The sequence below is a fragment of the uncultured Methylobacterium sp. genome (genome assembly GCF_964251405.1).
Classification (GTDB): domain Bacteria; phylum Pseudomonadota; class Alphaproteobacteria; order Rhizobiales; family Beijerinckiaceae; genus Methylobacterium.
In genome coordinates this window covers 1-13283 of sequence record NZ_CAXUJR010000096.1, presented here as the reverse complement: position 1 = coordinate 13283, position 13283 = coordinate 1, and the positions used below count along the sequence as shown (strand labels likewise).

Here is a 13283-nt window from a genome sequence, read left to right as displayed (position 1 = left end):
TCCCTCCACTCTCGCGAAAAGACTGCACCATCAAACCCTGGGATCAAACATCTAGGCTCAGGCGCCGGTTTCGCCCTCGGTTTCCTGACCTGGAACCCGCTCTACCTCGCCAGCATCTCCGAGGCGCCGATCCTGTGGCTGCCGCGCCTGCTCGGATATACGGGCGCGCTGCTTGCAGCGCTGACCGTACTCGCTGCGCTGGCCCTTTGGCTCCTCGTCCGCTTCCCCACGCCCGAAACGCACGCATCCGGGGCCTCGCCGCTCGCCGCGATCTTCGTCGCGCGCTGGCCGGCCTGGACCGGCGGCGTGGCCGTCGGGCTGCTCGGGACCGTCGCCTATCTGCGGCTCGGCCCGCTGGGCGTCACCTCCGAGCTCGGTGCCCGCTCGCGTGAGGCGGCAGCCAGCCTCGGGCTGATCCCGGAGCGGCTCGAAGGACTCGACACCTTTCGCGGCTGCGCGACCCTCGTCCGCGACACGATCCTCACCCCGAACGGTCTGTTCGTCTCGGGGCTCGTCCTCGCGAGCTTCGCAGCGGCCCTGGCGGCAGGCCAGTTCAGGCCAACCTGGCCCACCCCGGTTCAGATCGCACGCGGGCTTCTCGGCGGGTTGCTGCTCGGCTGGGGCGCCATGACCGGCCTCGGCTGCAGCGTCGGGACGCTCCTCTCCGGGATCGGCGCCGGCGCGGTCTCGGGCTGGGTTTTCGCAATCGCCATGTTCGCCGGTGCGACCGCTATTCTTCACATCGAGCGGGCAGGCGAGGCATCGTGATCGTCGTCACCAGGACAGGCAGCCCTTCGCAGCCCGACGATTCGCACGGAGCCTGCGGTCAGCACCGACCATTTGAAGAGGGGTTCGCGCGGATCGGGTCGGCGGGGCTTTGGCGAGGTGGTCCAATCTGATCCAGGGTTCGGGTTGAAGACGGAGGCTGGCCCGCTCGTGGCGGCCTCTCCCGACAAGATCCATACGGTGCTCGCCGACGACGGCATGGCTTTCGCCGATCTCTCGAAGAACAAGACTGGGCCGACGCGTTCTCGGACGGCACATCGTCGATCGCGTCGGTGACGAGCACGGGATCGAGCAGCGGCTGATCGAGCCTCGCCATCCCTGGACCTACGGTCGGAGCCTGCCCCGGACTTGATCCGGGGTCGAGCGCATGAGCCACACGCCCAACGACGCGACGGTCAAGCGCGACCACTCCGAGGATGTCGGCAGCCTGACAGCCCCTGTCCTGGCCTGCGCCGCGGCCCGCAACTTCACCAAGCACAAGGCGCTCCGGTGGAAGACGCCCGACCCGATCATCGGTCAGGCTTGGACCGACGACCCGGCGCGATGCAGGAGCAACCGCCGCCACATCGTCCAAGGACCATCATCCTGATGCGATCCTTATAAGATAGGCCGCCATTCCATCTCGAATTCATATGCGGTTCCCGGCCATTCTGGCGGCACGGCAAGTAACCACCCCCGAAACGTCCGTTCCAGGGAACGAACACCCTCCTTCCTCGGGACCCGGCTTGCCGCTCAACCTGGCCGGAGCTGAGCGACCGATGCTCGACATCTTATTCATCTCAGGTGGTCTCGCCTTCTTCGCCCTCGCGGTCGGCTACGCCGCCCTGTGCGAGCGGCTTTGAGCGCCCTGCCATGACGCTCGACCTCACGCTCGGCGCCCTCGTGACCCTCGGGTTGCTGGCCTACCTCGCCTACGCCCTCGTCCGCCCTGAGCGGTTCTGAAAGACCGGCTGCCATGACCATCAACGGTTGGATCCAGATCGCGCTCTTCTGCGTGGTCGTGCTGGCGCTCGTGCGCCCTCTCGGCGGCTACATGACCCGCGTCTTCACGGGCGAGCGTACGTTCCTGTCGCCCGTGCTCGCTCCCGTCGAGCGGGGCCTCTATCGGGTCTCAGGGATCGATTCCGCCCAGGAGCAGCACTGGCTGTCCTACGCGACCGCAATGCTGGTCTTCCACGTGCTCGGCTTCCTCGCCCTCTACGGGCTGCTGCGCGTCCAGGCCGTGCTGCCGTTCAACCCGGACGGCCAGGTCGCGGTCGGCTCTGATCTGGCCTTCAATACGGCGACGAGCTTCGTCACCAACACGAACTGGCAGTCCTACGGCGGCGAGACGACGATGTCGTACCTCACGCAGATGCTGGGGCTGACGACGCAGAACTTCCTCTCGGCGGCCACCGGCATCTCCCTCGCCGTCGCCCTGGTGCGCGGCTTCTCGCGCGCTTCGGCGAACACCGTTGGCTCGTTCTGGGTCGATCTGACCCGGACCATCCTCTACGTCCTGCTGCCCCTTTGCATCGTCTACACCCTGTTCCTCGTCTCGCAGGGCATCCCGCAGACGCTGGGTGGCGGCGTGGAGGTCACCACGCTGGAAGGCGCGAAGCAGACCCTCGCCGTCGGTCCCGTGGCGAGCCAGGTCGCGATCAAGATGCTGGGCACCAATGGCGGCGGCTTCTTCAACGTCAACGCCGCCCATCCCTTCGAGAACCCGACCGCGCTCTCGAACTTCATCCAGATCGTCTCGATCTTCGCCATCGGCGCGGCGATGACGAACGTCTTCGGCCGCATGGTCGGCGACGAGCGCCAGGGATGGGCGATCCTCGCCGCCATGGGCGTCCTGTTCCTCGCCGGGACCGCGATCGTCTACTGGGCCGAGAGCGCAGGCAGCCCGGTCCTCAATGCCTCGGGCCTCGCCGGCGGCAACATGGAGGGCAAGGAGGTCCGCTTCGGCATCGTCGCGTCCGCCCTGTTCGCCGCGGTCACGACGGCGGCGTCCTGCGGCGCCGTCAACGCGATGCACGGCAGCTTCACGGCGCTCGGCGGCATGATCCCGCTCATCAACATGGAGCTCGGCGAGATCATCGTCGGCGGCGTCGGCGCGGGCCTTTACGGAATCCTGATCTTCGTCATCGTCACGATCTTCGTGGCCGGCCTGATGGTCGGGCGCACGCCGGAATATCTCGGCAAGAAGATCGAGGCGCGCGAGGTCAAGATGGCAATGCTCGCCATCCTGTGCCTGCCGCTGATGATGCTGGGCTTCACGGCGCTCGCCACCGTCCTGGCCGCCGGGCTTGCGGGTCCGGCCAATGCCGGCCCGCACGGCTTCTCCGAGATCCTCTACGCCTACACCTCAGCGGCCGCGAACAACGGCTCGGCCTTCGGCGGGCTGACGGCGAACTCGGTGTTCTACAACGCCACGCTCGGCATCGGCATGCTGTTCGGGCGCTTCTTCGTCATCATCCCGGCGCTGGCCATCGCGGGCTCGCTTGCGGGCAAGAAGACCCTGCCGGCCTCGGCCGGCACCTTCCCGACCCATGGCGGCCTGTTCGTCGGCCTGCTGGTGGGCGTGATCCTCATCGTCGGCGGACTGACCTTCTTCCCCGCTCTCGCGCTCGGACCCATCGTCGAGCACCTCGCCGGCGGCCTCGGCCAGACCTTCGCGGTGGGAGGCTGAGATGCGTCACGCCTTGCCGCCTCACCTCGCAGAGCGGCGCGCAGCCTTGCGCCGAGGTCTCGGGCCTCGCCGGCCCAGGACGCCCGTCCGGGGCGGTACCCCGCAGGCCGGGGGCAAGAGCCGGGTGTCGGACGTCATCCTGGGAATGGTGGCGGTGACCCTGCTCGGTGCCGTTGCCCTGACGGCGGCTTTCGCCCTTGCGGGACGCACGCTGGCGCCCTGAACCCTCCGGCCTGGCGCATCGCGCGCCGGCTCCTCGCCGACCTCATTCCGGACATCCGCAATGGCCCGCCAATCCCCCAACAGCATGTTCAGCGCCACCCTCATCGGGCCCGCGCTCATCGGCGCCGTCACCAAGCTCGACCCGCGCCTCATGATCCGCAACCCGGTCATGTTCGTGGTCGAGGTGGTGGCCGCCCTGACCACCGTCCTGTTCGCGCGCGACGTGCTGACCGGGGGAGCGAACCTCGCCTTCTCCGGCCAGATCATCCTCTGGCTCTGGTTCACCGTGCTGTTCGCCAACTTCGCCGAGGCGGTCGCCGAGGGGCGGGGCAAGGCCCAGGCCGACAGCCTGCGGCGCACCCGCACCGAGACCATGGCCAAGCGACTGACGGGCGAGAGCCGCGACTACGCCGTGGTGCCGGGCAACGACCTCAAGGTCGGCGACGTGGTGCTGGTCGAGGCCGGCGACATCATCCCCTCGGACGGCGAGGTGATCGAAGGCGTCGCCTCGGTCAACGAGGCCGCCATCACCGGCGAATCCGCGCCCGTCATCCGCGAATCCGGCGGCGACCGCTCGGCGGTCACCGGCGGGACGCAGGTCCTCTCCGACGCGATCCGTGTCCGCATCACGGCGGCGGCCGGCTCGACCTTCGTCGATCGCATGATCGCGCTGGTCGAGGGTGCCTCGCGCCAGAAGACGCCGAACGAGATCGCGCTCAACATCCTGCTCGCCGGCCTCACCATCATCTTCGTCTTCGCGGTGGCCTCGATCCCGAGCTTCGCCTCCTATGCGGGCGGCGCCATCCCTTTGATCGTCCTCGTGGCCCTGTTCGTGACGCTGATCCCCACGACCATCGGCGCGCTGCTCTCGGCCATCGGCATCGCCGGCATGGACCGCCTCGTGCGCTTCAACGTCCTCGCGATGTCGGGCCGCGCCGTCGAGGCGGCCGGCGACGTCGACACGCTGCTGCTCGACAAGACCGGCACGATCACGCTCGGCAACCGCCAGGCCACCGAGTTCCGCCCCGTGCGCGGCGTCTCGGAGCAGGACCTGGCCGACGCGGCCCAGCTCGCCTCGCTCGCCGACGAGACGCCCGAGGGCCGCTCCATCGTCGTGCTGGCCAAGGAGAAGTACGGCATCCGCGCCCGCGACATGGCAAGCCTCGCCGCGACCTTCGTGCCCTTCACGGCGCAGACCCGGATGAGCGGCGTCGACGTCGATGGCTCCTCGATCCGCAAGGGCGCCGTCGACTCGATCGTCGCGGCGGTGAGCCAGCAGCCCGCTGCGAGCCGGGGTTCGAACGTGGCGCTCGCCTTCAGCCCGGGCGTCGCCACGGAGACGGTGCGCGAGGTCCAGGCCATCGCCGAGGAGGTCGCCAAGGCGGGCGGCACGCCGCTCGCGGTCTCGCGGGACGGGCGCCTGCTCGGCGTCGTCACCCTCAAGGACATCGTGAAGGGCGGCATCCGCGAGCGCTTCGCGGAGCTGCGCCGCATGGGCATCCGCACGGTGATGATCACTGGCGACAACCCCATGACGGCGGCCGCCATCGCGGCTGAGGCGGGCGTCGACGATTTCCTCGCCCAGGCGACCCCGGAGGACAAGCTCGCGCTGATCCGCAAGGAACAGTCGCTGGGCAAGCTCGTCGCCATGTGCGGCGACGGCACCAACGACGCGCCGGCCCTGGCCCAGGCCGATGTCGGCGTGGCGATGAACACCGGCACGGTCGCCGCCCGCGAGGCCGGCAACATGGTCGACCTCGATTCCGACCCGACGAAGCTCATCGAGATCGTCGAGATCGGCAAGCAGCTCCTGATGACGCGCGGGGCGCTGACCACCTTCTCCATCGCTAATGACGTGGCGAAGTACTTCGCCATCATCCCGGCGATGTTCCTCGTCCTCTACCCCCAGCTCCAGGCCCTCAACGTCATGGGCCTCGCGTCGCCGGAAAGCGCGATCTTGTCGGCGATCATCTTCAACGCGCTGATCATCGTGGCGTTGATCCCATTGGCACTGAAGGGGGTCACCTACCGGGCGGTCGGGGCCGGGGCGCTGCTGCGGCGCAACCTGCTGATCTACGGGCTCGGCGGCATTCTGGTGCCCTTCGTCGGGATCAAGGCCATCGACCTCGCCATCACCGCCTTGCACCTCGTCTGACAACGCGCTCCCCTCGCCCTTGCGGGGAAGACAGTCCCCGCACCTCACCCGGACTTGACGCCATGCTAACCCAGCTTCGCCCCGCCCTCGTCCTCCTCCTGGCGCTGACCATGCTCACGGGCTTTGCCTACCCCGTCGCGATGACGGGCATCGCCGGGGTGATCTTCCCGGCCCAGGCCGCGGGCGGCATCATCGAGCGGGAGGGCAAGCCCGTCGGCTCGAGCCTGATCGGGCAGTCCTTCACCAGCGAGCGCTACTTCCAGGGCCGGCCCTCCGCCACCAGCGCCGCCGACCCAGCGGACGCGACCAAGACGGTGTCGTCCCCCTACAACGCCGCCAGCTCGTCGGGCTCCAACCTCGGGCCGACCAGCGCCGCGCTCGCCGAGCGCGTGAAGGCCGACGTCGCCGCGCGTCAGGCCGAGAACCCCGGAAAGCCGGTTCCCGTGGACCTCGTGACGACGAGCGGTTCGGGACTCGACCCCGACATCTCGCCGGACGCCGCCCTGTTCCAGGTGCCCCGCGTCGCCAAGGCCCGTAGCCTGCCCGAGGAGCGGGTGCGTGATCTCGTCGGCACGCAGGTGCAGGGGCGCTGGCTCGGCGTCCTCGGCGAGCCGCGCGTGAACGTGCTGGCGCTCAACCTCGCCCTGGACGACCTCGCGCGGGACGACCTCGCCCGAAGGTAGCGGCTTCGGCTAGGATCGCGCATGTCCGATGCAGGCCGAGAGAAGAACCGCCCCTCGCCCGACGCTTTGCTCGAAGCGGCGCGTCGCGAAGACAGTGCGCGCGGCAGACTCAAGATCTTCCTCGGGGCGGCGCCCGGCGTCGGCAAGACCTACGAGATGCTCACCGTCGGCCGTGCCCGGCTCGAGGCGGGCATCGACGTCGTCTTGGGCGTAGTCGAGACCCACGGCCGCGCCGAGACCGACGCCCTGCTCGACGGCTTCGAGGTCGTTGCGCGTCGGGCGGTGCCCTATCACGGCACCGTGCTGGAGGAGATGGATCTCGACGCGCTGCTCGCGCGCCGGCCGGCGCTCGCCCTCGTCGACGAGCTGGCCCACACCAACGCGCCGGGCTCCCGCCACCCGAAGCGCTACCAGGACGTGGAGGAACTGCTCGACGCCGGCATCGACGTTCACACCACGCTCAACATCCAGCACGTCGAGAGCCTGAACGACGTGGTCGCGCAGATCACCCGCATCCGGGTGCGCGAGACGGTGCCGGACGGCGTCCTCGACCGGGCCGACGACATCGAGGTGGTCGACCTCAACCCGGACGACCTGATCCAGCGCCTGAAGGACGGCAAGGTCTACGTACCGGGCAACGCCGAGCGCGCCCTGAAGCACTACTTCTCGCGAGGCAACCTGACCGCCTTGCGCGAGCTCGCGCTCCGGCGGACGGCCGACCGGGTCGACGACGAACTGCTCAGCCACATGCGGGCCAACGCCATTGCCGGCCCATGGGGTGCGGGCGAACGGGTGCTCGTCTGCGTCGACGACGATCCGCGCTCGGCCGGCCTCGTGCGCCACGCCAAGCGGCTCGCCGACCGGCTGCACGCGCCCTGGACGGCCCTGACCGTCGAGGGGCCGCGCAGCACCGGCCTCGGGGAGGTCGCGCGCGACCGGATCGCCGACACCCTGCGCCTCGCGGACCGCCTCGGCGGCGACGCCGTGACCTTGCCGGGCGGGCGCCGCGTCGCCGACGATATCCTGGCCTACGCACGCTCGGCCAACGTCAACCACGTCATCCTCGGCAAGGCGACGCGCTCGAGACTGTTCGAGCTCGTCAACGGCTCCATCGTGCACGAGCTCGTCCGTCGCAGCGGCAACATCAGCGTCCATGTCATCGCCGGCGAGCCGATGCCGTCCGATAGGGTGCCGGCCAAGACGGTCGCGACCGCAAAGCCAGCGGCGGCGTTCGAGCCGATATCCTATGCCGTGGGATTGACCGCGACGGCCATGGCGCTCGGGCTCGCCCTGCTGCTTCAGCCCTATCTCGGGCTCGAGAACGCCGACCTCATCCTGCTGACGGCCGTGGTCGCCGTGGCGGTACGTTTCGGCCTGGGACCCGCGCTCGCGGCGGTCGTCGCGGCCTCGCTGTCCTACAACTTCTTCTTCCTGCCCCCGGTCTACACCTTCACCATCGCCGACCCCACGAACATCGCCGCCTTCCTGCTGTTCACGGCTTTGGCGGTGGTCGTCTCCAACCTCGCCTCCCGCTCGCGCAAGCAGGCCGTCGTCTCGCACGGCCGCGCCCGCGCCTCGGAGCGGCTCTACGGCTTCAGCCGCAAGCTCTCGACCTGCGCCACCCTCGACGACGTGCTCTGGGCCACCTCGGCGCAGATCGCCGCCATGCTGAAGGTTCGGGTCGTGCTGCTCCTGTCCGAGGACGGGGTCGTCTCGGTCCGGGCTGGCTACCCGCCCGAGGACAGGCTCGACGACGCCGACCTCGCCGCCGCCAAATGGGCTTTCGACAACGACAGGCCCGCCGGCCGCGGCGCCGATACCCTGCCGGGCGCCAAACGGCTGTTCCTGCCGATGCGCACGGGGCGCGGCACCATCGGGTTGATCGGCCTCGACGCCGACGGCACCGGCCCGATCCTGACGCCCGAGGACCGGCGCCTGTTCGATGCCCTGGCCGACATGGGTGCGCTCGCCATCGAGCGGGTGCGGCTGGTGGCCGACCTCGATCGGGCCGAGCGCGCCGCCGAGACCGACCGCCTGCGCCAAGCCTTGCTCACGTCGATCTCGCACGACCTGCGCACGCCCCTGTCGTCGGTCCTCGGCGCGGCCACCACCCTGCGCGACCTCGACGCGGCGCTGCCGCCGGAGGCCAAGGTGGACCTGCTCGCCACCATCATCGAGGAGTCCGAGCGATTGAACCGCTTCATCGTCAACCTCCTCGACATGACGCGACTGGAGGCCGGCGCGGTGGCGCCGAACCTCGTTCCACAGGAGGTCGGCGAGACCATCGACACGGCCCTGCGCCGAATGGAGAAGGTCCTCGCGCGGCACCGGGTCGAGATCGACGTCCCACGAGCGTTGCCGCCCCTGAGCCTCGACCCCGTCCTGTTCGAGCAGGTGCTGGTCAACATCCTCGACAACGCCGCCAAGTACGCGCCGGAGGGTTCCACGGTCACGGTGAGGGCGATGGTCAGCCGAGGGCAGGTCTGCGTGCAGGTGCTCGACGAGGGGGACGGCCTGCCCGAGGCCGATATCGAGCGGGTGTTCGACAAGTTCTACCGGGTGCGCAAGGGCGACAGCGTCCGGGCCGGGACCGGGCTCGGCCTCGCCATCGCCCGCGGCTTCGTCGATGCCATGGGAGGCTCGCTCACCGCCGCCAACCGAGAAGACCGCAGCGGCGCCGTCTTCACCCTCGTCCTGCCGGTTCCTGCTGACCGAAAGAGCCGATCGGACCTCGCGGCATGAGCCTGAGCATCCTCGTCATCGACGACGAACCGCCGATCCGGAAGCTGCTTCGGACGGGTCTGACGACGCAGGGCTACACCGTCTTCGACGCCCCGAACGCGCGCACGGCCCTTGACGTCCTGTCCCGCGAAACCGTCGACCTCATCATCCTCGACCTCGGCCTGCCGGACATGCGCGGGCACGATTTGCTGCGCCGCATCCGGGAGGGTCACCGCGACCTGCCCGTGGTCGTCCTGTCGAGCCGCGACGACGAGCCGGGCAAGGTCGAGGCCCTCGACCTCGGGGCCGACGACTACGTGACGAAGCCGTTCGGCATGGGTGAATTGCTCGCCCGCATCCGTACGGCTTTGCGCCACCAGCTCGCCGTGCAAGGCGAGCGCGCCCTGTTCGAGGTCGACGACCTCAGCGTCGACCTCGTCCGCCGCCTGGTGCGGGTACGCGGCGCCGAGGTGAAGCTCACCCCGCGCGAGTACGACTTCCTGCGCGTGCTGGTGCAGCACGCCGGCAAGGCCCTGACCCACGCCCAGCTCATGAACGCGGTCTCCACCTCCTCCGACCCGCAATATCTGCGCGTCTACATGCGCCAGCTCCGCCTGAAGCTGGAGGCCGACCCCGAGCGCCCGCGCATTCTCCTGACCGAGACCGGGGTGGGCTACCGCCTGCGCGCCCCCGACGACGAGGCCCGGGGCTGACATCGGAAGCGAGACGGACCGTCTGTGGACCGCGATCGTCGGCAATGGCGGACAGGAAAGCGCCTGCGGCTGGTGCAGGGATCGCTGGGGCATCTCGTGGCAGATCACGCCGCGCGTGCTGACTGCCGCGATTGCGGGCGGCGGGGACGAGGCGAGACGCGCCTTCACGGCCATGATGACTATGCGCAAGATCGACATCGCGGCAATCGAGGCAGCGAGGCGCGAATGACGATGCGCCAGCTGCGCTCCTCGTCCGACCTCGTACACCACGTCGCGGTCTAACCTGCCCCATGCGCCTCTCCGCGGGCGACGACGCTTTCGCCCTCAGTGGACCGCCTGGAGCAGATCATCATGCGGAGAGCCGAGACAGCGTAGAACGATGCGGTGTTTGCGGGCGGCGATCCAAGGTAGCGCTTTGGCGCCGTCAACCTCAGGCTGATCGCACCGCTCGCGCCCGTGCGATCGCTTCACCCATGAGGCGGTTGCCTCGCTGATTTTGCGGTCATGCGGTCATGGGCAGGTTTCGTTTCAGCGTTCGCTAACCACCGCCTTAGCTGCTTGCAACCACATCCAGGGGATAGCCGTAACTGTCACTGATGTTCATGCCCGCCAGGTCGCCAGATGACGCATGCCCTCCGGTTGCGGACACCCTCACGAACCTACCGCTTGCCGACTTTGTGGCAGCGTGGCGTCGTCTGGTCGGCGAGCCGCCTGCCGTCATGCTGGATAGTCGATCAGAGATGATCAGGCTGCTGGTCGAGAGTGTGCCGGTCGCCCAACCAAGTCCCTCAGGGGAGGCCGCCGGCGCGGGCGATTGGCTACCTCGATGTCCAGGTCGCTGGTAGAAAATGCTGATGGATGGAAGGCTGGCGGGGACGGCAGGGGTCGAACCTGCGACCTTCTGGTTCGAAGCCAGATACTCTATCCAGCTGAGCTACGTCCCCAGCCCGAAAACGGGAACGCCCGCGAGCTGGGTAGCTGCGGGCGCGCCTGTCGGACGATGGTATTTTGGCGCGGAACGGACGGCGGGTCAAGATTTAAGCAGTCGCGAAATGTCTGCGCGCTTATCGCCCGCGAAATGGAGGAGATTGTAAATATCTCGAAGCGGATCCTGCAAGTAGCTCTCCGCCTGTGGCCACGGCGAGCATGAACCTACCGGGAGTGATCGGTTCAACGCCTCCTTCTACTATCCAGGCGATAGCAATCCGGGCCGTCGAGTGTACCTCGCCGAGGTGACCGGGATATCGGCCTGCCAAGGCGCAGCACGGCATTCCGCGGCTTCGAAGAACATGACCGGCCGAATCGGATGGTCGTCTATCCGCTGTCGGATTGCGAACAGCTCAGATTGCGAACGGCTCAGATTGCTACGACAAGCAACGGTAATCGCTCCCAGCGCGCCGTCCGGTTCGGCGGAGCCAGGCGTGTTCGTCACGAGCAAAGTGCGGCCGCTTGGCGAGGAATGATTGCCCTGTTGAACCAATCCGGCCCGAAGGGGTTGTCCCTCCGAATCCCCCAAGGATCTACACCTTCAGCCCCGCTCGGTTCGCCGCGGCGGGGCTTTTTCGTGTGCGGTTGAGTGGATGCGCGTCTCGCATGGCCTGCCATCGTCCGCGCGTTCAGTGCCCTCTGACCTCGACGTGATCGCGTCGCCGGTCGAGAGTTCTCATCCTGGGGCTCGTCATCCTGGGGCACGTGCGACCGCAACACGTTTACCTGACCGGCCCCGCGGCCTCACGGCCCGCGGGGCTTTAGTGCAGGGCCTACATGTTGCGTTCAAACGAGACACAGGCGGCAGACGTGCATGTGGTTGGTCCTGGTTCAGCATCAACTGCTCCGTCAACCCAGCAACACCCCTGCTCGACCCGCGCCGATGCCCGGTACGACATCGTGGAACGGGACGTTATCCCACCGCTGGCTTCGTCAGGATGGCCGCGCGCTTGTCTCCCAGCCCCAGCCAGTTCCGCCGCATCGGCTTCAGCACGAAATAGGCGAGCGTCGCCGTGATCAGGTCGAGCACGATCGCGATGATGAAGACCGGGAACCACGACCCTTGGGTCTGGTAGATGTAGGCCGCCACCGGACCGCCGAGCAGCGAGCCGACGCCCTGCGCCATGTAGAGGAAGCCGTAATTCGTCGTGGCGTGCTTGGTGCCGAAGGTGTCCGTCAGGATCGATGGGAACAGCGAGAAGATCTCGCCCCAGGCGAAGAACACCACGCCGGAGAGCAGCGCGAACGCATAGGGGTTCTCGCGGAACAGGAGCAGGAAGCCGATCGCCACCGCCTCCAGGGCGAAGGCGATGCCCATGGTGTTCTCGCGGCCGATCTTGTCCGAGACCCAGCCGAAGAAGGGCCGGGTCAGGCCGTTGGTGATGCGGTCGAAGGTCAGCGCGAAGGGGAGCGCGGCAAAGCCGAAGATGATGGCGTCGGCGACGCCGAAATCGCGGGCGAAGGAGGCGAAGTTCGCTACCACCATCAGGCCGCCCGTCGACATCATCGTCATCATCACGAACATCAGCCAGAACAGCGGCGTCCGGAGCATCTCGCGCGGCGTGGTATCGTGGGTGGCCGTGGCGAGGTTTCTGGCGGGCGGTGGCAAGACCTCGTTGGCGCGCGGCGCGCGAAGGCCGAGCGCAGCGAGCACGCCGACGACGCCGAGGATGATGCCGAAGGTCGTCAGCGTCTGCCGGTAGCCCGAAGCCGCCATCATGTCGGTGATGGGGAAGGTGGTTAGGAGTGCGCCCATGCCATAACCAGCCGCGACGACGCCCACCGCGAAGCCGCGGCGATCAGGAAACCACTTCACCATCAAGCCGACGATGCCGACATAAACGATGCCCGTGCCCAGCCCGCAAAACAGGCCGTAGGTCGCATAGATGCCCCAGAGCGTGTCGACCCGGGCGGCCAGCACCCAGCCGAGACCCGATAGGGCCGCACCGATGGCGATCATCAGCTTGGGACTGAACCGGTCGATCAGGTAGCCCTGGACCGGCGAGAAGAACGTCTGCAGGACGATCAGGATCGTGAAGGTCCACTGAAGGACCGCCAGCGAGGATCCGGTGGTCGCCATCATGGGCTTTGTGAACAGCGTCCAGACGTATTGCGGACTGGAGATCGCCATCATGGCAATAAGTGCGAGACCAAGCTGAATCCAGCGCTGGCGGTTGATTTTCGTATCCATTCTTCACCCCTTAAGGACTTTGAGCCCGTCTTGTGATTGCTTGATATTGGCCGATGCACCGTTTGGAGGCGGAAGACTGCTTCCCGACACCGTCTGCATGCCCTCAGCCGGCCCATTTGAGGGACTTCGGGTGCCGCCGTCAAAGGTTATGCAA

8 protein-coding genes, 1 tRNA gene and 2 pseudogenes are annotated in these 13283 nt (G+C 68.0%); 9 read left to right on the top strand and 2 right to left on the bottom strand.

Annotated features, from left to right (window positions below):
• From ACFE7U_RS15090 to ACFE7U_RS15050, 9 genes and pseudogenes are all read left to right on the top strand, one after another.
• The coding region (locus ACFE7U_RS15090) for a YeeE/YedE thiosulfate transporter family protein (RefSeq protein ID WP_375410539.1) at window positions 1-768 on the top strand (768 nt) is incomplete at its 5' end.
• A 168-nt stretch (window positions 769-936) separates the two neighbouring features.
• Window positions 937-1375: pseudogene (locus ACFE7U_RS15085) on the top strand (IS481 family transposase); the annotation flags it as partial.
• 263 nt (window positions 1376-1638) lie between these two features.
• The gene (locus ACFE7U_RS15080; protein ID WP_375410538.1) at window positions 1639-1728 is read left to right on the top strand and encodes a K(+)-transporting ATPase subunit F; all 90 of its coding nucleotides are present in this window, start codon (window positions 1639-1641) and stop codon (window positions 1726-1728) included.
• A gap of 13 nt (window positions 1729-1741) precedes the next feature.
• Window positions 1742-3457 (top strand): potassium-transporting ATPase subunit KdpA, encoded by a 1716-nt coding sequence (kdpA, locus tag ACFE7U_RS15075; RefSeq protein WP_375410537.1) that lies wholly within the window; start codon window positions 1742-1744, stop codon window positions 3455-3457.
• Between the two features lie 283 nt (window positions 3458-3740).
• On the top strand, window positions 3741-5834 hold the full coding sequence (kdpB, locus tag ACFE7U_RS15070; RefSeq protein ID WP_375410536.1) for a potassium-transporting ATPase subunit KdpB: 2094 nt from the start codon (window positions 3741-3743) through the stop codon (window positions 5832-5834).
• A gap of 62 nt (window positions 5835-5896) precedes the next feature.
• The gene (locus tag ACFE7U_RS15065) at window positions 5897-6517 is read left to right on the top strand and encodes a K(+)-transporting ATPase subunit C (RefSeq protein WP_375410535.1); all 621 of its coding nucleotides are present in this window, start codon (window positions 5897-5899) and stop codon (window positions 6515-6517) included.
• Between the two features lie 21 nt (window positions 6518-6538).
• Window positions 6539-9259 carry a DUF4118 domain-containing protein gene (locus ACFE7U_RS15060; RefSeq protein WP_375410534.1) on the top strand — a complete coding sequence of 907 codons (2721 nt, stop codon included), beginning with the start codon at window positions 6539-6541 and terminating at the stop codon, window positions 9257-9259.
• Window positions 9256-9951 (top strand): response regulator, encoded by a 696-nt coding sequence (locus ACFE7U_RS15055; RefSeq protein ID WP_375410533.1) that lies wholly within the window; start codon window positions 9256-9258, stop codon window positions 9949-9951. Before ACFE7U_RS15060 ends, ACFE7U_RS15055 begins: the two co-directional genes overlap by 4 nt.
• Window positions 9950-10180, top strand: a pseudogene (locus ACFE7U_RS15050) (VOC family protein); the annotation flags it as partial. The gene ACFE7U_RS15055 and the pseudogene ACFE7U_RS15050, both read left to right, overlap by 2 nt.
• A gap of 638 nt (window positions 10181-10818) precedes the next feature.
• Here the strand turns inward: ACFE7U_RS15050 and ACFE7U_RS15045 are convergent.
• Together ACFE7U_RS15045 and oxlT are read right to left on the bottom strand one after the other, a co-directional pair.
• A tRNA-Arg gene (locus ACFE7U_RS15045) sits at window positions 10819-10895 on the bottom strand.
• Between the two features lie 956 nt (window positions 10896-11851).
• Window positions 11852-13129, bottom strand: coding sequence for an oxalate/formate MFS antiporter (gene oxlT / locus ACFE7U_RS15040; protein WP_375410532.1), 1278 nt, complete (start codon window positions 13127-13129; stop codon window positions 11852-11854).
• Between the last annotated feature and the right edge of the window lie 154 nt (window positions 13130-13283).

What these genes read in the sequence shown, in the direction of transcription:
- ACFE7U_RS15080 (WP_375410538.1), top strand. Translation starts at nt 1,639, where the DNA reads ATGACGCTCGACCTCACGCTCGGCGCCCTCGTGACCCTCGGGTTGCTG.
- oxlT (WP_375410532.1), bottom strand. Translation starts at nt 13,129, where the DNA reads ATGGATACGAAAATCAACCGCCAGCGCTGGATTCAGCTTGGTCTCGCA.
- ACFE7U_RS15055 (WP_375410533.1), top strand. Translation starts at nt 9,256, where the DNA reads ATGAGCCTGAGCATCCTCGTCATCGACGACGAACCGCCGATCCGGAAG.
- kdpA (WP_375410537.1), top strand. Translation starts at nt 1,742, where the DNA reads ATGACCATCAACGGTTGGATCCAGATCGCGCTCTTCTGCGTGGTCGTG.
- ACFE7U_RS15060 (WP_375410534.1), top strand. Translation starts at nt 6,539, where the DNA reads ATGTCCGATGCAGGCCGAGAGAAGAACCGCCCCTCGCCCGACGCTTTG.
- ACFE7U_RS15065 (WP_375410535.1), top strand. Translation starts at nt 5,897, where the DNA reads ATGCTAACCCAGCTTCGCCCCGCCCTCGTCCTCCTCCTGGCGCTGACC.
- kdpB (WP_375410536.1), top strand. Translation starts at nt 3,741, where the DNA reads ATGGCCCGCCAATCCCCCAACAGCATGTTCAGCGCCACCCTCATCGGG.